Source organism: Mesorhizobium sp. ISC25 (genome assembly GCF_042295465.1).
Lineage (GTDB): Bacteria > Pseudomonadota > Alphaproteobacteria > Rhizobiales > Rhizobiaceae > Mesorhizobium.
In genome coordinates, this window is the sequence record NZ_CP135441.1 from 5,776,676 (window position 1) to 5,797,275 (window position 20,600).

The 20,600-nt window shown below is 61.1% G+C and carries 22 protein-coding genes and 1 tRNA gene; 8 read left to right on the forward strand and 15 right to left on the reverse strand.

Annotation, left to right across the window (positions count from 1 at the left end; all coding sequences use genetic code 11):
• Nucleotides 1-81 precede the first annotated feature (81 nt).
• The 12 genes from RQ479_RS28465 to RQ479_RS28520 all read right to left on the reverse strand — a co-directional run bounded on the left by RQ479_RS28465 (nt 82) and on the right by RQ479_RS28520 (nt 12,308).
• Entirely contained in the window at nt 82-390 is a 309-nt protein-coding gene (locus RQ479_RS28465; RefSeq protein WP_292657396.1) for a hypothetical protein, read from the reverse strand.
• A gap of 120 nt (nt 391-510) precedes the next feature.
• On the reverse strand, nt 511-1,203 hold the full coding sequence (locus tag RQ479_RS28470) for a response regulator transcription factor (protein WP_376703214.1): 693 nt from the start codon (nt 1,201-1,203) through the stop codon (nt 511-513).
• On the reverse strand, nt 1,200-3,941 hold the full coding sequence (locus RQ479_RS28475; RefSeq protein ID WP_376703215.1) for a DUF4118 domain-containing protein: 2,742 nt from the start codon (nt 3,939-3,941) through the stop codon (nt 1,200-1,202). Before RQ479_RS28475 ends, RQ479_RS28470 begins: the two co-directional genes overlap by 4 nt.
• A 52-nt stretch (nt 3,942-3,993) precedes the next feature.
• Complete coding sequence (kdpC, locus tag RQ479_RS28480; protein WP_376703216.1) at nt 3,994-4,563, reverse strand: potassium-transporting ATPase subunit KdpC; 570 nt, start codon at nt 4,561-4,563, stop codon at nt 3,994-3,996.
• Between the two features lie 11 nt (nt 4,564-4,574).
• Nucleotides 4,575-6,668 carry a potassium-transporting ATPase subunit KdpB gene (gene kdpB / locus RQ479_RS28485; protein WP_376703217.1) on the reverse strand — a complete coding sequence of 698 codons (2,094 nt, stop codon included), beginning with the start codon at nt 6,666-6,668 and terminating at the stop codon, nt 4,575-4,577.
• 213 nt (nt 6,669-6,881) lie between these two features.
• Nucleotides 6,882-8,585, reverse strand: a complete 1,704-nt coding sequence (kdpA, locus tag RQ479_RS28490) for a potassium-transporting ATPase subunit KdpA (protein WP_376703218.1) — start codon at nt 8,583-8,585, stop codon at nt 6,882-6,884.
• A gap of 25 nt (nt 8,586-8,610) precedes the next feature.
• Nucleotides 8,611-8,991 carry a K(+)-transporting ATPase subunit F gene (kdpF, locus tag RQ479_RS28495; protein ID WP_352516892.1) on the reverse strand — a complete coding sequence of 127 codons (381 nt, stop codon included), beginning with the start codon at nt 8,989-8,991 and terminating at the stop codon, nt 8,611-8,613.
• A gap of 45 nt (nt 8,992-9,036) precedes the next feature.
• Nucleotides 9,037-10,518 (reverse strand): hypothetical protein, encoded by a 1,482-nt coding sequence (locus RQ479_RS28500; RefSeq protein ID WP_376703219.1) that lies wholly within the window; start codon nt 10,516-10,518, stop codon nt 9,037-9,039.
• Nucleotides 10,519-10,633: 115 nt separating this feature from the next.
• Nucleotides 10,634-10,816, reverse strand: coding sequence for a hypothetical protein (locus RQ479_RS28505; protein ID WP_352516894.1), 183 nt, complete (start codon nt 10,814-10,816; stop codon nt 10,634-10,636).
• The gene (locus tag RQ479_RS28510; protein WP_352516895.1) at nt 10,816-11,004 is read right to left on the reverse strand and encodes a DUF3606 domain-containing protein; all 189 of its coding nucleotides are present in this window, start codon (nt 11,002-11,004) and stop codon (nt 10,816-10,818) included. The genes RQ479_RS28505 and RQ479_RS28510 overlap by 1 nt, the downstream gene beginning before the upstream one ends.
• A 232-nt stretch (nt 11,005-11,236) precedes the next feature.
• Nucleotides 11,237-11,467 (reverse strand): hypothetical protein, encoded by a 231-nt coding sequence (locus RQ479_RS28515; protein WP_023675303.1) that lies wholly within the window; start codon nt 11,465-11,467, stop codon nt 11,237-11,239.
• A 406-nt stretch (nt 11,468-11,873) separates the two neighbouring features.
• Nucleotides 11,874-12,308, reverse strand: coding sequence for a DUF3597 domain-containing protein (locus tag RQ479_RS28520; protein ID WP_376703220.1), 435 nt, complete (start codon nt 12,306-12,308; stop codon nt 11,874-11,876).
• A gap of 521 nt (nt 12,309-12,829) precedes the next feature.
• Between RQ479_RS28520 and RQ479_RS28525 the strand changes: the two genes are divergently transcribed.
• The 3 genes from RQ479_RS28525 to RQ479_RS28535 all read left to right on the forward strand — a co-directional run bounded on the left by RQ479_RS28525 (nt 12,830) and on the right by RQ479_RS28535 (nt 14,844).
• The gene (locus RQ479_RS28525; RefSeq protein WP_376703221.1) at nt 12,830-13,429 is read left to right on the forward strand and encodes a YdeI family protein; all 600 of its coding nucleotides are present in this window, start codon (nt 12,830-12,832) and stop codon (nt 13,427-13,429) included.
• A gap of 463 nt (nt 13,430-13,892) precedes the next feature.
• On the forward strand, nt 13,893-14,165 hold the full coding sequence (locus RQ479_RS28530; protein ID WP_292657364.1) for a hypothetical protein: 273 nt from the start codon (nt 13,893-13,895) through the stop codon (nt 14,163-14,165).
• 271 nt (nt 14,166-14,436) lie between these two features.
• Nucleotides 14,437-14,844 carry a hypothetical protein gene (locus tag RQ479_RS28535; protein WP_376703222.1) on the forward strand — a complete coding sequence of 136 codons (408 nt, stop codon included), beginning with the start codon at nt 14,437-14,439 and terminating at the stop codon, nt 14,842-14,844.
• Nucleotides 14,845-15,387: 543 nt separating this feature from the next.
• Here RQ479_RS28535 and RQ479_RS28540 read toward each other — a convergent pair.
• The gene (locus RQ479_RS28540) at nt 15,388-15,597 is read right to left on the reverse strand and encodes a hypothetical protein (protein ID WP_376703223.1); all 210 of its coding nucleotides are present in this window, start codon (nt 15,595-15,597) and stop codon (nt 15,388-15,390) included.
• 365 nt (nt 15,598-15,962) lie between these two features.
• Between RQ479_RS28540 and RQ479_RS28545 the strand changes: the two genes are divergently transcribed.
• Together RQ479_RS28545 and RQ479_RS28550 are read left to right on the forward strand one after the other, a co-directional pair.
• A complete protein-coding gene (locus tag RQ479_RS28545; RefSeq protein ID WP_376703224.1) occupies nt 15,963-16,679 on the forward strand; it encodes a pentapeptide repeat-containing protein in 717 nt (238 codons plus the stop codon).
• A gap of 224 nt (nt 16,680-16,903) precedes the next feature.
• Complete coding sequence (locus RQ479_RS28550) at nt 16,904-17,236, forward strand: hypothetical protein (RefSeq protein ID WP_352869965.1); 333 nt, start codon at nt 16,904-16,906, stop codon at nt 17,234-17,236.
• 198 nt (nt 17,237-17,434) lie between these two features.
• On the opposite strand, the gene RQ479_RS28555 is transcribed toward RQ479_RS28550, so the two are convergent.
• Nucleotides 17,435-17,524, reverse strand: a tRNA-Ser gene (locus tag RQ479_RS28555).
• Between the two features lie 415 nt (nt 17,525-17,939).
• Between RQ479_RS28555 and RQ479_RS28560 the strand changes: the two genes are divergently transcribed.
• The 3 genes from RQ479_RS28560 (at nt 17,940) to RQ479_RS28570 (ending at nt 20,199) form a co-directional block, all read left to right on the forward strand.
• The gene (locus RQ479_RS28560; RefSeq protein ID WP_352539399.1) at nt 17,940-18,263 is read left to right on the forward strand and encodes a hypothetical protein; all 324 of its coding nucleotides are present in this window, start codon (nt 17,940-17,942) and stop codon (nt 18,261-18,263) included.
• Nucleotides 18,264-18,331: 68 nt separating this feature from the next.
• A complete protein-coding gene (msrA, locus tag RQ479_RS28565; RefSeq protein WP_376703225.1) occupies nt 18,332-18,994 on the forward strand; it encodes a peptide-methionine (S)-S-oxide reductase MsrA in 663 nt (220 codons plus the stop codon).
• Nucleotides 18,995-19,209: 215 nt separating this feature from the next.
• Nucleotides 19,210-20,199 carry a BMP family protein gene (locus RQ479_RS28570; RefSeq protein WP_292657345.1) on the forward strand — a complete coding sequence of 330 codons (990 nt, stop codon included), beginning with the start codon at nt 19,210-19,212 and terminating at the stop codon, nt 20,197-20,199.
• An 83-nt stretch (nt 20,200-20,282) separates the two neighbouring features.
• On the opposite strand, the gene RQ479_RS28575 is transcribed toward RQ479_RS28570, so the two are convergent.
• Complete coding sequence (locus RQ479_RS28575; RefSeq protein ID WP_031194007.1) at nt 20,283-20,492, reverse strand: SlyX family protein; 210 nt, start codon at nt 20,490-20,492, stop codon at nt 20,283-20,285.
• Nucleotides 20,493-20,600: the final 108 nt, after the last annotated feature.

Sequence of the window (20,600 nt, forward strand, 5' to 3'; positions counted from 1 at the left end):
GCTAAGTCCAAACCACCCTTTCGATGTCCTCTCAGGTGCGGCGGCATCCAAGCATAATAAGTCGGCTAAATAACTGAAACGTTAGCGGCAGGTGCTGACAAAGCCGCCGCTCCCCGACGGCAGCAACTGGCAAGTTGGCCTCATCTGGGGCACCTCCTGCCGTTGCGGTATTGGGATTTGGCGATCCTGGGCACGGTACTGCTGTTGTTCCTGCTGATATTGCTGCCGCCGCAACCTGTTCTCCAACATCTGCAACTGGTTTTGCTGAATTAACACGTTGCGGTCGGCGGGGCTGACGACCTGTGCCGATGAAGCAGGATTTACGCCCCACAGCATCGCTGCAGTCAGCATTGCCGACCCAAAAAACTGCAATAGGAGAAGCCGTGGCATCCGTTCATTCCCGCACAAAACCGTTCGTCCTTAATATAGGGCTTTTGTCCGACGACGCCATGGCCGCCGCTGATTTGAAGCGGATTGGAAGAGGCATTTCGGCTTCGGACGCTCGTCGCGTCAATCGACTTCGCGCAGCCGGTATCCGACGCCGGTCTCGGTGGTGATATAGCGGGGCTGGTCGGGCGTTTTTTCGATCTTTTGCCTGATCTGCCGGACGTAGACTCTGAGATATTGAACGTCGGTGGAATCGCCCCAGACCTGCTTCAGCAGGAACTGGTGGGTGAGAACCTTGCCGGCGTGCTGCACCAAGGTGCGAAGAATGTCGTATTCCTTCGGCGAGAGCTTTATCTCCCTGTCCTCGACCTTGACGATGCGCTTCACCAGATCGACGGAGAGGTCGCCGGTTTGGAACACCGGTCTCTCACCCTGCTTCTGGAACTTGTGGCGAAGCGCTACGCGGATGCGTGCGACAAGCTCGTTCATACCGAACGGCTTGGTGACATAATCGTCGGCGCCGAGTTCGAGGGCCGAGACGATTCCGGCCTCGTCGGTGCGGCTGGAGAGGATGACCACGGGAATATCGAGGCCGTCGTCGCGCCATTTGCGCAGCAAATCATGACCGCTCATGCCGGGCAGGCCGAGATCGAGCAGGATCAGGTCCGGTTTTTCCGCCTCCATGAGTTCGATCGCCACGTTGGCGTTCGGCGCCTCGCTGATCGCATAGCCCTGGCTGCCGAGCCCGACGCGAAGCAGTTTTCGGATCGGCGGTTCGTCGTCGACCACCAATATCCTGACGTCCAGGCTCGTCATGCCAGATCGTCCATATTCTGACGGCCTGCATCGGGTTCGCCGAGGTTGGGCAACTCTGCCGGCACCACCTGCATCCTGATGGTGAAAACCGCACCAGAGCGGTCGGTCCTGTTTGCAGCCGATATAGTCCCGCCCATCGCCTCGATGAAGCCGCGGCAGATCGACAATCCGAGCCCGGTGCCGGCACGCACCTGGTCGCCCTTGCGCACACGGTAGAATGTATCGAAAACGCGCTCCAGATCGGCTGGCGGAATGCCTGGTCCCTCATCCATGATCTGCAGGATGACGAAGCCATGGTCGGCCCAGGCTTGCAGGCGGATCGTCGAACCTGGCGGCGCGTATTTTGCAGCGTTGTCGAGGAGGTTGAACAGCACCTGTTCGAACAGAACGGGGTCGAGCCGCAACATCGGCAGATCCGATGGAATATCGATGTCGGTCTTGTGCTCGCCGACGATTTTGCGGGCCCGATGCAGGGCTGAGCCGACGATGTCGCCGACATAGTGGAACGCATAATTCGGCTGCATCGTGCCGGATTCTATCTTGGTCATGTCGAGCAGATTGGCGATGAAGCGGTTCAGCCTTTCCGATTCATCAAGCACGGTCGACAGCAGTTCCGCCCGGTCCTGCTCGGGAAGTGCGGCCTCGAATTCCCTGAGTGTTCCGGCCGCGCCCATGATGGCGGCAAGCGGCGTCTTCAAATCATGGGAAATGGAGGTGAGCAAGGCCGAGCGCAGGCGGTCTGCCTCGGCCGCAAGCTTGGCCCGGTCAACATCGGCGACGAGCTGGATACGCTCGATGGCGACCGCCGCCTGGTCGGCGAGCGCATCGAGCAGACGCTGTTGCTCGGGTGTTAGCAGCGGACCTTGCTTGTCGTTGTCGAGGCCGACAACGCCCACCGCCGTGCGTCCGGTCCGCAGGGGCAGATAGAGGCGTTTTGCTCCGGGCAGAGTGTCGGCGCCGCGCCCGGCGGCGCGGTTATGCTCCCACGCCCAGCGGGCTGCTGCGATGTCGGCCTCGGCCAGCGTGTCGTCGGGTGGGTAGCCGGCTTTGACCGCGATTGTGCCGTCCTCGGGCAAAAGCAGCACCACGCGCAGCTTCAGCATCAAGGCGATCTGGAAGGCAGTGGCCCATAGCACGTCGTCCAGGGTACCGGCGCCGGCGAGCTTCTTTGAAAACTGATAGATGTCTTCCGTGGCGCGCGCCCTTGAGCTGGCGGCGATCGCCTGACGCTGCACCCGCGCCGTCAGATTGCTGGCGATAACGGCGACAACAAGGAAGACGGCAAGCGCAACGATGCTCTCCGGATCCCTGATCGTCAGTGTGTAGCGCGGCTCTAGGAAAAAGTAGTTGAATGCAAGGGCGCTGACGACACAGGCGTACAACGCTGGCCAAAGCCCGCCCGTTACAGCCGATGTGAGCACCGCCAGCAGAAAGACAATGGCCAGATTGCGAACGTCGAGAAACTGGTCGAGAACAGTGCTAAAGGCGAGGGAGCCCATGACATAGGCTGTGGCTAGCAGGTAGGGCCTAACCTGAAACTGCTTCTGCTCGGTTGCCGCGCTGACATTTTTCGAGGGTGCGTCGGTGCCCTGGTCGGTTCCCGAAATTACATGGACGCTGATGTTGCCGGCGTCGCGGATGAGCTCATAGGTGAGCGAGCCTTCGATCAATTCGCGCCAGCGCGATCGGGTCGGCCTGCCGATCACGATATGGGTGAAGTTGTTCGCCGTCGCATGGCGAACGATGTCTTGCGCGACATTCTGACCCGGAATGGTCGTCACCTCGGCACCGAGCTGCTCGGCAAGGCGCAGCTGCGTCGCCAGCCGATCCTTGTCCTCCTCGGACATGGCGGCTGAGCGAGGGGTGTCCACATGAAGCGCCGTCCAGGGGGCGCGAAGCCGGTCGGCCAGCCTGCGTGCATAGCGGATGCGAGCCGCTCCGCCCGGACGTGCGTCGACGCAGACCAGAACCCTTTCTCCGGCCGCCCACGGTCCCGGGATCGCGTGGGCCTGCATATGGTTGAGCAACTGCTCGTCGACACGCTGGGCGGTGCGGCGGAGTGCCAACTCCCTGAGGGCCGTCAGATTGCCCGGCGAGAAGTAGTTCTCGATGGCGCGCTGGGCGGTGTTGGGGAAGTAGACCTTGCCTTCCTCCAGCCGCTTGATCAGGTCGTCGGGGGTGAGGTCGATGATCTCGATGTCGTCGGCTTGGTCGATGATCGAGTCTGGAACCGTCTCGCGCACCCTGACGCGCGTGATCTGCGCCACGACGTCGTTCAGACTTTCGACGTGCTGGATGTTCAGTGTCGTGTAGACATCGATGCCGTGCGTCAGGATTTCCTGGACGTCGAGATAGCGCTTGGGGTGACGGCTGCCGGCGACGTTGGTGTGGGCGAGTTCGTCGACCAGAACCAGCGCCGGGTGCCGGGCGAGGATGGCGTCGAGATCCATCTCCTCGAGGATCCGCCCCTTATAATCGATCTCAAGGCGAGGAATGACCTCGTAGCCTTCGACCAGCGTCTGGGTTTCCTTGCGGCCGTGCGTCTCGACGATGCCGATCACCACGTCGACCCCGTCGGCCAGCCTGGCGCGGCCCGACATGAGCATCTCGTAGGTCTTGCCGACACCGGGGGCGGCGCCGAGAAATATCCTCAGGCGACCGCGCTCCTCCCGCTCGGCATGCGCGAGCAGCGCGTCGGGAGACGGCCTGGTTTCGGCGGTGCGGCTGTCGTCTGGCATAAGGGTCAATCATGAACGGCGCCGGCTTCGGTGTCGATCCCGGCGCCACCCTTCATTGTTTCATCGCATCGTCCAGCGCAAGGTTGAGGGCCAGCACATTGACGACCGGCTCGCCGATGAAGCCCAACTCGCGATCCTCGACTTGGCTGTCGACAAGCGATTTGATCCTGGATTCATCGACGCCCCTCGCCTTGGCCACCCTGGCAACCTGAAAATAGGCCGCATCGGGGCTGATATGCGGATCGAGCCCGCTGCCGGACGTGGTGACCAGATCCATCGGCACCGGCTGGTTCGGGTTTTCTGCTCTCAATTTTTCGGCGTCGCTCTTGATACGGTCGATGAGCTTCGGGTTGGTCGGGCCGAGATTCGAGCCGCCCGAGGCGGCGGCATTGTAGCCGTCGCCGGCAGCCGACGGACGGCCATGGAAATAGCGGTCGCTGGTGAAGGCCTGGCCGATCAGCTTGGAACCGACGAGCTTGCCGTCCTTCTCGATCAGGCTGCCATCGGCCTGGCGCGGAAACAGCGCCTGGGCAATGCCGGTCATCCCGAGCGGATAGATGAGCCCGGTCAGCACCGTGAAGAAGACGATCATGACGATCGCGGGCCTGATTTGATTGAGCATCGACGTGTTCCTCATGCGAGACCGAGAGCAGTGATGGCCATGTCGATCACCTTGATGCCGACGAAGGGGACGACGACGCCGCCGAGGCCATAGACAATGAGATTGCGGCTGAGCAGCGCACCGGCGCCGACCGCGCGGTATTTGACGCCCCTCAGCGACAGCGGGATCAGCGCGATGATGATCAGCGCGTTGAAGATGATGGCCGAGAGGATAGCGCTCTGCGGCGTCGCCAGATGCATGACGTTGAGCGCTTGCAGTGGCCCTGCAGTCTGGCCCGGGGCGATGTAGAAGACGGCGAATATTGCCGGGATAATGGCAAAATACTTGGCCACGTCGTTGGCGATGGAGAAGGTGGTCAGCGACCCACGCGTCATCAGCAGCGCCTTGCCGATTTCGACGATCTCGATCAGCTTGGTCGGATCGCTGTCGAGATCGACCATATTGCCGGCCTCGCGCGCCGCGACCGTGCCGGTGTTCATGGCAACGCCGACATCGGCCTGCGCAAGGGCCGGCGCATCGTTTGTGCCATCGCCGCACATCGCAACCAGCTTACCTTTGGCCTGCTCGTCGCGGATCAGCTTCAACTTGTCCTCGGGCGTCGCCTGGGCAAGGAAGTCGTCGACGCCGGCTTCCGCCGCGATCGCCGCCGCGGTCATCGGATTATCGCCGGTGATCATCACCGTGCGGATGCCCATGCGGCGCAATTCGGCAAAGCGCTCTGCGATGCCGCCCTTGACGATGTCCTTCAGATGGACGACGCCGAGCAGGCGCCCGTCGCGCTCGACCGCCAGTGGGGTGCCACCCGATTTGGCAATCTCGTCGGCGATCCCCTGGAGGTCGCGGACGGTGTCGCTGCCGGGGCGCGTACTGCCTGTGGCAACGGTCGAGAGGTTGACGTGGGCAAGCACCGCATCGACTGCGCCCTTGCGGACCGAGGAGCCTTCCAGATCGACGCCGCTCATGCGGGTTTGCGCGGTGAAGGGCACGAAAGTCGCGTGCAGGCTTGCCATGTCGCGGGCGCGGATGGCGTATTTGTCCTTCGCCAGGACGACGATCGAGCGGCCCTCCGGCGTTTCGTCGGCAAGCGAGGCAAGCTGGGCCGCGTCGGCCAGTTCCTGTTCAGTGACGCCCTTGACCGGACGAAATGCCGTCGCCTGACGGTTGCCCAGCGTGATGGTTCCGGTCTTGTCGAGCAGCAGCGTGTCGACATCGCCGGCCGCCTCGACGGCGCGGCCCGACATGGCGAGCACGTTGAAGCGCACCAGGCGGTCCATGCCGGCAATGCCGATGGCCGACAGCAGGGCGCCAATTGTGGTCGGGATCAGGGTAACGAACAGGGCGACCAGCACGGTCACCGAGATATAGCCGCCCGAATACGAGGCGAAGCTCGGGATCGTCGCCGTCGCCAGCACGAAGATCAGCGTCATGCCGACGAGCAGGATGTTGAGCGCGATCTCGTTGGGTGTCTTCTGGCGCTCGGCGCCCTCGACCAGTGAGATCATGCGGTCGAGGAACGTGTGGCCAGCAGCCGCAGTGATGCGCACGCGGATCCAGTCGGACAAGACCTGCGTGCCGCCGGTCACCGCCGAACGATCGCCTCCGGATTCGCGAATGACCGGTGCGGATTCGCCGGTGATGGCCGCCTCGTTGACCGAAGCCACGCCTTCGACCACCTCGCCGTCCGAGGGGATGATGTCGCCGGCTTCGACAAGCACGATGTCGCCGACCTTCAGGCTGGTGCCGGGCACCAGTTTGAACTTGCTGCGGTCGCTGCCGTTCAACAGCTTGGCCTGCGTCTCGGTTCGCGCCCGGCGCAGCGAGTCTGCCTGCGCCTTGCCGCGGCCTTCGGCCACCGCTTCGGCGAAATTGGCGAAGAGCACGGTGAACCACAGCCAGATGATGATCTGCAGCGTGAAGCCAAGATCGCCGCCGCCGGTAACGAGATCCTTGACGAACAGCATGGTGGTGAGCGCCGAGACGACGGCGACGACGAACATCACCGGGTTCCGCATCAAGGTGCGCGGGTTCAGTTTTCTGAAGGAACCGCCGATAGCGGGCCACAGAATGCGGGTATCCATGATGCTCACGGATTTCGACGGGCTCATTTGGTGGCTCCAGTGTCGATGTTGTTGACCGGTCGATCGTGTGCCGAACGAAGGTGCGGCGGCCCGTAAGCCAGCAGCCAGATCATGATCAAGGCTGCCGCAATAGCGAGGAATGTGGACAGGGTCGGGAAAGGAGGGGGCGTTTTCTCCCCCTCCGGCTCGGGGCGATGCCGGACCTTTCGAGGTATGATCTTGAACCAGGGCATGGCCGTTTCAGAATGTCTGACCGTGAATCATCGCCAGGTGCTCGACGATCGGTCCGACCGCCAGGGCTGGAAAGAAGGTCAGGCCACCGACGATCAGGATGACACCGGCCAGCAGTCCGACGAACAGCGGACCGTCCGTCGGGAAGGTGCCGGCGGAGGCAGGGACGGTCTTCTTCGCAACCAGCGAGCCAGCAATCGCCAACGGCGGAATGATGATCAGGAAGCGGCCCATCAGCATGCCGATGCCGAGCGTTATGTTGTACCAGGGCGTGTTGCCGCTGAGACCGCCAAAGGCGGAGCCATTGTTCGCCGCGGCCGAGGTATAGGCATAGAGAACCTCGGAGAAGCCGTGTGGACCGGCATTGGCGATGGAAGCAACGCCGGTCGGCAGCACCACCGCGATAGCGGTGAAGATCAGCATTGCCAGCGGCAGGCAGAGCACGGCCAGCATAGCCATCTTGACCTCCTTGGCCTCGATCTTCTTGCCGAGATATTCGGGCGTGCGCCCGACCATCAGCCCGGCGACGAAGACGGCGACCACGATGAACATCAGGATACCGTAGAAACCGGCGCCGACGCCGCCGACAATGACCTCGCCGAGCTGCATGTTGATGATGGGGACCATTCCGCCGAGTGCGGTGAAGCTGTCATGCATGGCATTGACCGCGCCGCAGGACGCGGCGGTGGTGATGACGGCAAACAGTGCCGACAGGGCGATGCCGAAGCGGCTCTCCTTGCCCTCCATGTTGCCGCCGTCGATGCCCAGCGAATGAACGAGCGGATTGCCGGCGGCCTCAGCCCAGTAGCAGACGGCAACGCCGGCGATGAACAGCACGCCCATCGCCGACAGAATTGCCCAGCCTTGGCGCTGGTTGCCGACCATGCGGCCGAAGACATTGGTCAGCGCCGCGCCGAGGGCAAAAATCGTCACCATCTGGATCAGGTTTGAGATCGCGTCGGGATTTTCGAACGGGTGCGCGGCATTGGCGTTGAAGAAACCGCCGCCGTTGGTGCCGAGCATCTTGATGGCAACCTGGGAAGCGACCGGCCCGACCGCGATGGTCTGCTGCGCGCCTTCGAGCGTGGTCGCGTTGACGTAGGCAGCGAGCGTCTGCGGCATGCCGAGATAGACATAGACGAGCGTCAGGACGATGCAGAACGGCAAAAGCAAATAGAGCGTGCAGCGGGTCATATCGACCCAGAAATTGCCGATGGATTTGCCTGAGGCCCTGGCAAAGCCGCGGATCAGTGCGACCGCAATGGCGATGCCGGTCGCCGCCGACAGAAAATTCTGCACGGTCAAGCCGGCCATCTGCACCAGATAGGACATCGTGCTTTCGCCGCCGTAGTTCTGCCAGTTGGTGTTGGTCATGAAGCTGGCGGCGGTGTTGAAGGCCAGCCCAGGTTCGACGGCGGTCATGCCGGCCGGATTGTAGGGCAGGCCGCCTTGCAGCCGTTGCAGGAAATAGAGCACCAGGAAGCCGGCCAGGTTAAAGAACAGCAGGGCCGCCGCATAGGAGGTCCAGTGCTGCTCCTCGCGCTCGCCGGTCCCTGATATGCGGTAGAGCCCGCGCTCGAGCGGGGCCAGAATTGACGACAGGAATGTGCGCTCGCCGCTGAAAACGCGATGCATGTAGCCGCCGAGCGGCTTCGCCAGCAAAACGACGATCCCGCAATAGACGAGGATCTGCAGCCATCCGTTGATTGTCATGGGGTTGGCTCCTTGCCAGCGGAGATCAGAAGCGTTCCGGGCGAACCAGGGCGTATGTCAGGTAAGCGAGAAGAAACAAGGTCACGGCGCCGCCGAGGATATAGTCGAAAAGCATGTTACGATCCCTAAACTTACAGCTTGTCGCAGGCTTTGATGTAGCCAAAGCATAGAGCAAAGAACGCGATTCCAATCCCGACAACAACGATGTCCATCGTGCATTTTCCTTATAATGGTGTTTGTTCTTTTCAACTTGGACAAAACTATCCGAGCCTGTCGCCGCATCACATCGGCGGCCGGATACATCGCTTCGGCGAATATGGATCAAAGTGCCATAAAGGTTCGAGACGGGACGCGGAGCAAAGAAATCAAAATCCCATAAGGATTTCGCCGCCTCGGCACTGGCCACAGCTTCAGGAGGGAGGTGCGCACCGGCGCGCGAAGCTGCCGGGGATCAGTCCGCGCGGGTGTAGATCACCGCGTAATCGTCCGCATAGGCCCGCTTCCAGCCCAGTTCGTCGAAAAACGGAATGCGGCTGTCGTCCGCCGTCAAGAGTGCCCACTCTACTGAATATTTCTCTAGTAGGGCTTTCAGGATCGGCTTGCCCCGGCTGTGCCCAGTCTGCTCGTCCGTTTCCGTAAAGCCATTCAGGAAGAGCTGATCCGCCCGGCCGTCGATAAACGTCTTGATGCCATGGAAAATCAGCGTGCCGCCGAAATTGTAGGAGTTCAGCAGATTGCCCGACAGATTGTTGGTTTGGGCGAAGGCCAGCGCATCCCTCGCCGAGGTCTTCTGGCTCGGCGCGACCGGATAGGTCGTGAAGGCGGCAGCCGCCAAAACCACCAAAACGGCAATTCCAGCGCAAATCCTGGAAAATTGCCGTGCGAAAAATTGTTCAAGTTCGTCGCGCCTTTCAGCCGCCCATTTCTCGGCTGAAAGCGCTGGATATTGTTGCGCGACCTCAACGGCAAGGACGACCGGGACAAGAAGAAAGAACAGGTACATGAACCGTATGTGGGTGAGGTAGACGTGCAGCGTGAAGACAAGGAACAGCGCCTTGGCCCAGCCAATGCGCAATCTCGACACGAGCAGCCCAAAAAACGCCACCAACAGGGCCACCTCCTGGAGGGTATGCCGCGAGGCGTCGAACGGTTGCCACTCGGCAATATAAGGCACCGCCTCATTGCCATAGGCCACGGTGAATGTGGCGAGTATGGCCTTGAAGCCATAGGGATTGAGCAGGCTGACCAGAGGGCAAAGCAGCCCGAAAGCGACCCACTTGGCCAGCAGCCGGGGGTTTGACAAGCGCGTGCGCATGACGAGATCGAGGCCGGCGAGGGCGGCGATGACGAAACCGAAGGTGAAGGTGGCATGGAGATTGGCCCACAGGCAAAGCAGCGCCAGCAGCCATAAGGGCGGCGCTTTCTCGTTGCGTGCGGCCTGAAAAAGACCGGCGGTCCAGACGACGATGATGGGCAAGGTAAAGATGTGGGGTCGGGCGACATAGATTGGCCCGATCAACAGCGCGAGAACCAGCGTCAGTCCTATCGCCAACGTCGGCTTCAACGACGCGCTGAGATACCACGACGTCATGAAGACCGTCAGCGCGATTACTGCAGTCGCCAAGAGCACCACGCCGTTCCAGCCGCCGGCTCCAAAGGCAATTGCAAGGAGAACCTGGCTAAGCCATTCCTTGGCGATCCATGGCTGGCCGGCAAAAGTGTAGGAATAGATGTCGACGGTGGGGAATGTGCGGCTTGCCAGCATATCCATGCCGACCTTGACGTGCCACCAGCTATCGGGATCCTGCAGGAGGGAGGTGGCAAAGGCGAGGAGCGCCGCCGCCATCACGACCGCCGCCAGCAGGCAAAACACCAGCCTCACATGCCGTATGTCGTCTATCGACGGCCTGGCCTCACCAGATATCCCGTGCATATGGCATCCCTGAGCCGCGATAGCGGAAGGGATAGGCCGAATTTGTTAGAAAACCGATAAGCTGCAGGATTGCGGCCACAAACCCTGTGCCGCGCGTCCAACCGGCTTGGCGCGTTCAGCCCTCGGCCTTGAAGTTCTTGGCTTCCTTCTCGACCTTCGGGCTGTCCTTGCCGTGCTTGCGCATCAAATCCTTCGCCTGCTTCGGCGAAACGTCGGTGGTTTCGGCCAGACGCAGAGCCTCCTTTTCGTCCGCATCACGCGTCTTGCGGTCGGCCGTTGCGGTTTTCTTGTCAGCCATTACGACGCTCTTATGCTCTCGGCGATTTCGTTCAGCACCCTGCGGTCGGTGCCGTGGCGCTTGATCAGCGTGCGTGCCTGATCCGGGGTGATGCCCGCTTCCTCGGCGAAGTGACGTACCTCGTAGTCTTCGCCGCCCGCCACTCGTGAGCGGTCGCGACTGTCGGTCTTGGTCTTGTCGTCGGCCATGGCAGCTCTCCTCATCTCAACGAGAGCATAACGGGCAAGATTTCAGCGAGTTCCTTCGAGCGTGTCGCCCGATTACCGCCCTCGGGCATGACCCGGCATGAGCAGCGGTTTTGCTCAAAGCAAGGGCTTGGTGCCAGGCCGACCTTCACGCACAAACAGGCTGGCTTCTTTGGCGGCGCTGCCAACCGCCCGCCACTGCTCCTGGGCGCAGCCTGATATTAGTTCCGGATTGCTAATGGGAGCGATGGTCGAACACGACGCCCATGGTCCTACCAACGGCCGTCATGACGATAAGCTCGACCAGATCGTCGTCACTGTTGCCGCAGGCCGGGGCCGTCCTGCGAACGATGTCCAGCATCGCCCTCGTCGATATGGTGTCGCCGGCACCGAACCGTGAAAGCGCAGATGAAACAAGCTCTTGGGCCGTCAAGTCGGCGACAGTCACCCTCTGCACCACGTTCATTGGCTTCCTCCCACCATGAACCCTCTCCCGCGAGAATAATACGCCGAACGTCGGGTTTCGCCAGCAAAATGGTGGTCCTACCAGCGCGTGGTCAGCGACCGAAATCGTCGGTTTTGCGTGAGGCAATCCGGGCGCGAGGCGGCAGCGCTTTTGTGCCATGCGACTTCGCCATAGACCCAATCCCAGCGGCTGGGATCGGTCTCAATTTTATTTACTTGGCAGTCTGATGCTAGGCAGTCTGGCCTCCTCGGTTGCGGCCGAAGCCAGCGCAGCAAGGACCACGGTGCGGGCAGGACCGGGACGGTTCGTCGTTCCACGGAAACGCCGAACCGGTCTGTCTTTTTTGTCTACGCAATTCCGGACGGAAAGCCGTCGCACATTTCCCGGAATTGCTCGTCTTGTGACTCTAGGCGGCCAGGTCGCTCGGAAGCTTGCCGCCATTCTCGGCCAGCTTTTTCATCAGTGCGTCGTGCAACCACAGATTCATCGTTACGGTGTCGTTCATGTCGCCGGTGTAGTTCAGCTCGTGCGCAAGCTCCTTGCGGGCGCCGAGGCTGCTGTCGATATTCAGAGCCTTCATCAGATCGACAATCGAATTCTTCCATTTGAGCTTTTGCCCCTTCGCGGCCACCGCCTTGTCGAGAATGGCAGCGATGTCCGGGGCAGAGGACGGCGCGGATGGCGCGGCCGGAGCCGGGGTTGCAGCCGGGCCGGGTCGGGTAGGCGCCGTCGGCTGGGTGGCCGTGTTCGAAGCAGGCGCGGGAGACGGTTGCGCCGGCGGAGCTTCGGCCGCAACCGCGTTTCCGAAAATCGCACCTTTGATACTGTCGAAAATGCCCATTGCTATCTCCTGTGTGCCTTGACGGTGTGTTGCCTTGACGGTCGGTAAGGCGACCGTTGCCGAATGCCGCATTGAGCGCCCTGGTTGTACCGGACCACGAACGCAACGCGGCGGCAACTCCAAACTGGCTGAAAGGTAAAGGCTTGGTTGCGTTAGAAAATCGACCGAGACGGCAGCAGTTCGGGCTAGATACAGCTTGAGAGACCGTCAAGTGCAATGGATGGCGGCCTAATTGAAGGCTCTCAGCATGCATCCAGCTAAATTAGAAGTTGCAAATAAATCTGCGGATGCCGAGCGGTTCCGTACGAGTAAAATCAGTGTCAATGGCCAATGGAGGCATTGGAGCGGTACCTGGAGGGAGACGCTCTTGATGATGAAAGCAGAAAGTTCGTCTAGGTTTCGTATTCGCATCGTTGAGGGGAGCGAACCATGATCCCGGTTGTCGGAGCTGAGATGAGCGTGCGCGCGGCAGGCAAGCGGTTCGGCGTCGTTACGCGCTCGCGTCATGGGCGGACCGGCTGATGGCGCCCGTCAAGGTCGACCCCGCCAAGGTGCGCGAGTTCAGGGACGCCGAAAGCTTCCATGCCTGGCTTGGCGAGCATCACGACAGCGAGGACGAAGTCTGGATCAAGATCCATAAGCTCGATTCGGGGCTGCCGTCGATCACGCCGAAGCAAGCCATCGACGTGGCGTTGTGCTGGGGCTGGATCGATGCGGTGCGAAAGGCGTTGGACGGCAAAAGCTACCTGCAGCGCTACACCCCGCGCGGCAAGAAGAGCACCTGGAGCCAGATCAATGTCGACAATGTCGCCCGGCTGATTGAGGAGGGCCGGATGACCGAGCACGGGCTGAAGCAAGTCGAGGCAGCCAAGGCCGATGGCCGCTGGGCGCGCGCTTACAAGAGCGGTAAGGAGATGAAGATCCCCGACGATTTTCAGGCGGCAATAGACGCCGAGCCCAGGGCGAAAGAGATGCTGGCAAAGCTCAGCGGGCAAAACCGCTTCGCGCTCGCCTTCCGCACCCGCAACATGAAGACCGAAGCGGGACGCAAGAAGAAGATCGCGGCTTTCGTGGAGATGCTGAAGCGCGGCGAGACCATCTATCCGCAGGGCAGAAAGTGACATCTGACGAGGCGTGCCGGCGCTGCGTCTTGTGCTTGTCCCTGTCGGCGAGCCCCGAATGCGGCCGGATCGCTGCTCAGGCGCACCTTCGATCCTGGCAATGTCGCCGACGACTTGTTTTCGACGAGCGTCGCCCGGCACTTCGACACCAGCTCTCATTCGTTTGGTTGATGCAGGAAAAAAGTCCCGTCCTCACAGTCGGCATAGTATATTAGCAGGCGCTGTTATGAGGTTTTTGCCCGTTCAAGAGCCGACTGGCACGTGGGCCGTGTTTGATGCGACCGTGGACGTGCCTGCGGATTTCGCTGGCAGTTGCCTTATCGGCTTGCCGCGGGAGCGGGCGGAGTGGCTCGCAGCAAGAGCCAATCGAGATGCTGCAAAAGGCACTTCGATTTGCCGGTTGTCAGCTGCAGGACCGGCACAAGCCGCGGTTCTTAGACTTAGACCGATAGGAGAGATTTCGATGATGCACGAACAGGTAATGGAAGCCGCGTTGGCAGCCAGAAATCAGGAAGTGGATATTTGTGGTGTCTTCGACATCACCAACAAAACCGATGCGCCAATTGGCTCTCGCCGATTGGGCGAGGCTATCCACTTTGTCGCCAATGCACCTATCGTTGGCTATGATGTTCACGCCGCCGTTATCCGATATGGCCCCCTCGGAACCCCCAGCCTCAGAGCAACAGATTGCGCACAGCTGTGGGAGAAGTTTGGCGAGGCCTTGCTGCAACACTGACGGGCAGACCTTTGGCGCGTATGGCACCACCATCGTGCAGGACACTTCCGTTGTGAGAACGACATGGAAGCCTGGCGGGTGATATTGCAATCAAATTAGCGTGAGCGCATATTTTTTGCCGGCTGGCCTCGCAAACCGGCCAGACCCGGTGGCCGGCCGCCAACGGGCCGTCAGGCTGCCAACAAATGGTTCGGCAGGCCCGACGGTCCCCTTGGCAAGGTCGCCGGAAACAAAGCATGATGCGGCGGCAAAACGGGTTTGGGAGAATGACATGCCTAAGGTTTCGGAACTCTTTTTCAAGACAGCCATCGTCTTTCTAATTCTGGGAATTGCAGCTGGCCTGCAGATGGCAATTTCAGGCGATCACGGCGCGTTTCCGGCTCACGCGCACATCAACCTGCTGGGTTGGGTCACCAGTGCAATATTCGGCGGCTATTATGCGCTGAACCCGGCGAAGGCTGCCCGCAGGAGCGCGATGATCCACTACGGTGTCTATAATCTCGGCCTGGTCGTGATGCTGCCGGCTCTTTACCTGATGCTGCAGGGAAATCCGGCGCTCGAGCCGATCGTCGCCACCGGCTCAATGATTGTCGCCGCCGCCGTGCTGATCTTTGCCTTCGTGGTTTTCTCCAGCGAAACAGAGCGCTCGGTCGCGGGAATACAAGCGGTTCCGCGGTAGACGGGGCGGCGATGGCGGCGAGTCGACCAAGCCCGTGCTTCTGGTGAAGCGCGGGCCGAATGGTTATGAGCTGATCTGAGGCAAGGGTGCGGCGAGATGAAAGCCGCTCAGTAGCCTTCGCGCGCCCCTCTGCCTGCCATGCTGCTTGTCGCGGCCTTCATTCTGGCGTTGTGCCTGCGTCCCTAGGAAGGTGAAAATATCGACACTTCTTGGATCTTCGCCGAAACGACTGCCTTGTGCTTTTGGGGCGCGACGCCCAGCGAGCGCAGGTGCGACGTTGATGCAGCCTTGTTGTTGGCGACGCAGCATGACGGGGTCATCGTCAAACGACGGTAGAGCGCGCGTTACCTACTGTTGCGCGAGCCGGTCCCCGAGCGTGTTTGCTTCGGCCAATCTCGCCAGCGATTGTTCGACTTTCTGCGCCAAGGCGTCTGTGCGCTTGATGTGCCGTATCATTTGCTGCCTCAGCAGCGCGAGCCTTGCGACGCGATATTCGTCGCCGTATCTCGCAGTTTCAAGGTGGAGGGTCGCGAGCATCATGGGTCAATTCTTCCGATCGATCTTCGTCATGCGTTCCCGGGCCTCAATGACGCGTTTTTGCTCAGACCGTATGCGGTCGCACGACGCGAGATTGACGGCGACACAGCCATCGTTCAACAACAGTTCATTCGCACGCTTCAGCGAGCGCTCGGCCCGTTTAACGCGCAGCCTGGCATTGGCCAGTTCGAAGCTAAAAATATCAATCATCATCATACCGCTTCGTTTGCGGTCCCTTCGATTGTTAACCGGCGTCGATCCCATTTGTTCCGACTGCACGCGGCGCAGCGCCAGGAAGGAGCTTGTCTTTCGCCCGTGCTGGGCCGTTCGCGATGGCGGGGCATGCTAGGTGGGCGGGCTGGTGCAAGGCGAAGGTGTGAAGGCCTGGCCCGTAATCACGTTCTGTTCACTCTGGCTAATGTAAGCTGGCCGCCTAGAATTCGCCGCGAAGGTGTTTGACGCGGAGCTTCACACCAGGCTTGACCCACTGCGCCGCGAGCACAGCCATGTGGTCACCGTGGCTCGAGTGTCAGCAGATGTGGTAAGGGTGAGTGTCGGCGAGTAGCAGAGGTCCAGCAACAATGACTTTGAGGCGAACCAGAGCTTACGGCACATCCGGCTTGGTTCTAGCGGTTTGCACTGTGTTTGCTTGGCAGAACGCCGCTGCCGCTCAAAATTGCGACGCAGCCGCGACGCCTGGCGTCAATTGGCAAGAGTGTGACAAGAAGCTTCTCATCCTAGATGGACAGGACCTGAGCGGGGCGAACCTGTTCGGTGTTGATTTCACTTCGACCGACCTCAGGAACACCAATCTCCGTGCGGCAAATCTTGAGAAGGCAACTCTTGTGCGTGCTTCCCTGGCCGACTCGACCGCCAAAGGCGCCCGGTTCGACAGAATCGAGGGCTACAGGACCGACTTCAGCCGTATGGACGCGCAGGGCGCTGTGTTTGCGAGCGCGGAAATGCAGCGCTCGAATTTCCAGGACGCCAATCTGATCAATGTTGATTTCACAAAGGCAGAACTGGGGCGTGCGCAGTTCCATGACGCCGATATCAGCGGCAGCCGCTTCTCGTTTGCCAATCTCGCACGGGCGGACTTCCGAGGAGCGAGGTTCACCGCGCCGATAGACTTTGACCGCGCCTTTTTCTTTCTGACCCGTATCGAGGGCATCGACCTTTCCAATTCGGCGGGTCTGTCCCAGTGGCAGCTCAACATGGCTTGCGGAGACGCCCGGACCGAGTTGCCTTCTGGCTTGACGAGGCCTGAAGATTGGCCCTGTCAATTCCAGCAGGAATAGTTGTCGGCAAGCGAACTGCGGTAATGCTGCCCCCGACAGGATTCGAGCCTGTAACTTTGTGCCGCGGGCATGCCCATTAAGGTCGAAGCCACCACCCGAGACGGCGAACTCCGGATATCCCTGTCTAATGCCGGAGAGCCCATTCCGCACGAGACAATGCAGGGGATCAGCATTAAGGAATATAATCCTCCCGTTGCGGCGAGCCCCTTCAACGGAGAATCGCCATGACTCGAAAGACCCTCGCCGACACTCTGTCCGCCCGCGAAACCATCTATGTCAATTGTGCGCACCCGATGTGCTGCAAATCGACGAAACTTGACATCCAGGCGCTGATTGACAGGCTCGGCCATGACCACGGCTCGATGCATGACGACTTGGTCGGGCTCTTTGTCTGCTCAAATTGCAAGGCTGCCGGCCGTGACCGACCTTCTTCGCATGCATTCCTGACTACGAAGGCCATCAGCGGGCGCGCAATCGCGACTGGAAGCCAACTTTCGAACGAAGGGGCTGAAAGTGGCCGGCGCCGCTTGGGGGGCGTTGGGGTAGATTGCCTGTAGGCGCCGGCGGGGCGGATTGGGGTCCGCAGACGCGAATCCTGGGGGCTGCCCTGCGGTTTTTTCCGGACACTCCGATTCCCAAGCAAAGTCAACAAAGGGGCGACGGCATGGTGGCCGAGCTTCATCGTTTGCGGACGTTAGGAACGGAAAGGCCGCAACTCACAAAGCGAAACAATAACAGACGCTTAAGTGGGTATCTGGCGGAGAGAGCGGGATTCGAACCCGCGTTACGGTTTCCCGTAAACACACTTTCCAGGCGTGCGCCTTCAACCACTCGGCCACCTCTCCGTCTTTAGCATTTTCGACGCGGCCGGTTTCGCCGCGCGGGTTGGGGAGATGCATCTCCTTTGGGATTCCGGACCGGAATTCCGGCCGTGGGCGCCGTCAACCAGCGGATACCCTTTCCCCGCACCTGAGGCGTCAAAGCAACAGGCGCGGGGCTCATCTAGTCGATCCGGTGGCGAATGCCAAGACACTCTATTCGCTTTGCCGGATAGGGATGCTCAGCCCATGCCGCCGGGGCACCTTGGGGAGTTGTCGAAACGATCGGCGGAGGGCGCCTGCCGTCCGGCGCGCCACCGGTCCCGGCGACCCGGCTGCCGCGGATTCAACTTCGCGTGTCGCGATTGCAGGCGAAGCAAGTAGATCCTATCTAACAGTCCGATACGACATTCTGATAAACTCCTGGGGAGGAAGGGTCCGGATGTTCCGCTTCGTCTTTCGTCTCGCTGCAATGGTCGCGCTTTCGGTTTCGGTCATCATGGCCGTGCTCGACGCGACCCGCTCGGTGGCGGCTTCGGCGCTGGTGATGACCCCGCTCAACACTAGCTGGCTCGCGGTCTCGCCGGATACGCGCAGCGCCTTCGAAAGCTTCGTCCGCGACAAGGTCAATCCGCTGCTGTGGGACGGTGCCATCGCCTGGGTGCTCAGCCAGCCCGGCTTTGCCGTGTTCGCGGTGCTGGCGTTCATTCTTTATGCCATCGGTTACAGGCGGCAGCGCCCCAGCGGGCGGTTCGCCGCAACCTGAAATTTCCAGCCTGACCCGGTGTTCCCGTACCGGGGGAAGCTCAACCAAGAAGAAAAGGAAACCGCGCTATGTTTCTCAGCGACATGCTGAACAAGAAGCTCAACCTGCCGAAGCCCTCCGAGGCGTTGCCAGGCCGCGACCGGCCGATCCCGACGGCGTCGAAGCACTTTGTCTCGAACAGGGCGCTCAAGGGTCCCTATCCCGAAGGACTTGAGACGGCGATGTTCGGGCTGGGCTGCTTCTGGGGCGCCGAGCGCCTGTTCTGGCAGGTCGAGGGCGTCTGGGTCACGGCGGCCGGCTATGCCGGCGGCGTCACGCCCAATCCGACCTATCAGGAAACCTGCACCGGGCTCACCGGCCATGCCGAAGTCGTGCTCGTCGTCTACGATCCGAAGATCGTGTCCTATGCCGAGCTTTTGAAGCTGTTCTGGGAAAATCACGACCCGACGCAAGGCATGCGTCAGGGCAATGATGTCGGCACCACCTACCGCTCGGCGATCTACACGTTCAACGACGCGCAACACCAGGCGGCGATCGCCTCGCGCGATGCCTACGAGGCTTCGCTGCGCGGTGCCGGACGCGGCAAGATCACCACCGAGATCGCGCCGGCGCCGGAATTCTACTTCGCCGAGGAAGACCACCAGCAATATCTGGCGAAGAACCCCTACGGCTATTGCGGCCTGCAGGGAACCGGCGTCTCCTGCGCCATTCCGGCTGCCGTCTCCGCCTGATTTTGCGCCCTTGACGCAAGGAATGTGCTGTGGCGCAGCGATGCGGCGCCACGCTTTTCCAAAGGGTCAAAATTCCACGTGAATTTTGTTTCGGGCCGTGCCAGATTGGCCCGAAGCGGGAGGAAGACACTCCTGCCTGACGCCGCGTGCCTGCCGGAGAACCGGGCCGGCATGCGGTGCATAATGGACAAATAACCGACAGGGGTGTGGATCACATGAAACGTATCGTTCTCGGCCTTATGGCCGCAGCTGCAATGGTTCTTCCGGCCTTCGCCGCGGACATTCAACCCGCGATCCTCTACGATCTCGGCGGCAAGTTCGACAAGTCGTTCAACGAGGCGTCCTTCCACGGCGCTGAAAAGTTCAAGACCGAGACCGGCATCCCCTATGTGGAATTCGAGGTCAGCAACGCCACCCAGCGCGAGCAGGCGCTGCGCCGTTTCGCCGAGGACGGCCGCAACCCGATCGTCATGGCGGGCTTCTCGTGGGCAGATGCGCTTGACAAGATCGCCACCGAGTTCCCCGACACCAAATTCGCTATCATCGACATGGTCGTGGACAAGCCCAATGTCCGCTCCCTGGTCTATAAGGAGCAGGAAGGCTCGTACCTCGTCGGCGTGATGGCGGCGATGGCTTCCAAGACCAAGAAGGTCGGCTTCGTCGGCGGCATGGACATTCCGCTGATCCGCAGGTTTGGCTGCGGCTATGTCGGCGGCGCCAAGGCGGCCGGCGCCACCGACGTTATCCAGAACATGACCGGCGATACGCCGGCAGCCTGGAACGATCCGGCCAAGGGCGGCGAGATCGCCAAAACGCAGATCGACCAGGGCGCCGACGTGGTCTACGCGGCGGCAGGCGGCACCGGTGTCGGCGTGCTGCAGGCAGCGGCCGACGCCGGCAAACTCGGCATCGGCGTCGATTCCAACCAGAACGGCCTGCAGCCCGGCAAGGTGCTGACCTCGATGGTCAAGCGCGTCGATGTTGCCGTCTACAACACCTTCATGGATGCCAAGGACGGCAAGTTCACGGCCGGCGTCAACGATCTCGGCCTCAAGGAAGGCGGCGTCGACTACGCGATGGACGACAACAACAAGGCGCTTGTCGACGACGCGATGAAGGCAGCGGTCGAAAAGGCCAAGGCCGACATCATCGCCGGCACCATCAAGGTGCATGACTACATGTCGGACAATGCCTGCCCGTATTGATCGATTGCCCTTATTGATCGACTGGCACTGCTGAACTGACGAGCCGCCGGGTGAAAGCCCGGCGGTTTTGCATTGTCAGCCGCTCACCAGTGCGGCGGCTTGGTCACCGGCACGTCGGGTGCGGCCTGTTCCTCCAGCGCCAGGAAGCGCTCGGCCAGCGCGTCGAGCTTGCGCTGCATGCGCTCGATCACCTTCCACTGCTCGGCGATCTGGCCGGACAGTTCCTCGATGGTCTTCTCCTGCTCGGCGGCGCGGATTTCCAGCGTCGTCAGCCGGTCGTCGGGCATGGTCATTTGAAATCCTCGATCAGGCGATTGTGCAGGCTGCGGCCACGTTGGAAATTGACAAGCATGGCGGGATTTGTCGAGAGTGAACCCTGCTCCGGCCAATTGGCACAGACC

Excerpts from the sequence above, each read along its gene's own strand:
- RQ479_RS28550 (WP_352869965.1), top strand. The coding sequence starts at position 16,904 with ATGACTCGAAAGACCCTCGCCGACACTCTGTCCGCCCGCGAAACCATC.
- RQ479_RS28465 (WP_292657396.1), bottom strand. The coding sequence starts at position 390 with ATGCCACGGCTTCTCCTATTGCAGTTTTTTGGGTCGGCAATGCTGACT.
- RQ479_RS28470 (WP_376703214.1), bottom strand. The coding sequence starts at position 1,203 with ATGACGAGCCTGGACGTCAGGATATTGGTGGTCGACGACGAACCGCCG.
- RQ479_RS28535 (WP_376703222.1), top strand. The coding sequence starts at position 14,437 with ATGCCTAAGGTTTCGGAACTCTTTTTCAAGACAGCCATCGTCTTTCTA.
- RQ479_RS28475 (WP_376703215.1), bottom strand. The coding sequence starts at position 3,941 with ATGCCAGACGACAGCCGCACCGCCGAAACCAGGCCGTCTCCCGACGCG.
- RQ479_RS28570 (WP_292657345.1), top strand. The coding sequence starts at position 19,210 with ATGAAACGTATCGTTCTCGGCCTTATGGCCGCAGCTGCAATGGTTCTT.
- RQ479_RS28510 (WP_352516895.1), bottom strand. The coding sequence starts at position 11,004 with ATGGCCGACGACAAGACCAAGACCGACAGTCGCGACCGCTCACGAGTG.
- RQ479_RS28525 (WP_376703221.1), top strand. The coding sequence starts at position 12,830 with ATGGCGCCCGTCAAGGTCGACCCCGCCAAGGTGCGCGAGTTCAGGGAC.
- kdpA (WP_376703218.1), bottom strand. The coding sequence starts at position 8,585 with ATGACAATCAACGGATGGCTGCAGATCCTCGTCTATTGCGGGATCGTC.
- RQ479_RS28560 (WP_352539399.1), top strand. The coding sequence starts at position 17,940 with ATGTTCCGCTTCGTCTTTCGTCTCGCTGCAATGGTCGCGCTTTCGGTT.
- RQ479_RS28500 (WP_376703219.1), bottom strand. The coding sequence starts at position 10,518 with ATGCACGGGATATCTGGTGAGGCCAGGCCGTCGATAGACGACATACGG.
- RQ479_RS28540 (WP_376703223.1), bottom strand. The coding sequence starts at position 15,597 with ATGATGATGATTGATATTTTTAGCTTCGAACTGGCCAATGCCAGGCTG.
- RQ479_RS28530 (WP_292657364.1), top strand. The coding sequence starts at position 13,893 with ATGATGCACGAACAGGTAATGGAAGCCGCGTTGGCAGCCAGAAATCAG.
- RQ479_RS28545 (WP_376703224.1), top strand. The coding sequence starts at position 15,963 with ATGACTTTGAGGCGAACCAGAGCTTACGGCACATCCGGCTTGGTTCTA.
- RQ479_RS28505 (WP_352516894.1), bottom strand. The coding sequence starts at position 10,816 with ATGGCTGACAAGAAAACCGCAACGGCCGACCGCAAGACGCGTGATGCG.
- kdpC (WP_376703216.1), bottom strand. The coding sequence starts at position 4,563 with ATGCTCAATCAAATCAGGCCCGCGATCGTCATGATCGTCTTCTTCACG.
- RQ479_RS28515 (WP_023675303.1), bottom strand. The coding sequence starts at position 11,467 with ATGAACGTGGTGCAGAGGGTGACTGTCGCCGACTTGACGGCCCAAGAG.
- kdpB (WP_376703217.1), bottom strand. The coding sequence starts at position 6,668 with ATGAGCCCGTCGAAATCCGTGAGCATCATGGATACCCGCATTCTGTGG.
- RQ479_RS28520 (WP_376703220.1), bottom strand. The coding sequence starts at position 12,308 with ATGGGCATTTTCGACAGTATCAAAGGTGCGATTTTCGGAAACGCGGTT.
- msrA (WP_376703225.1), top strand. The coding sequence starts at position 18,332 with ATGTTTCTCAGCGACATGCTGAACAAGAAGCTCAACCTGCCGAAGCCC.
- RQ479_RS28575 (WP_031194007.1), bottom strand. The coding sequence starts at position 20,492 with ATGACCATGCCCGACGACCGGCTGACGACGCTGGAAATCCGCGCCGCC.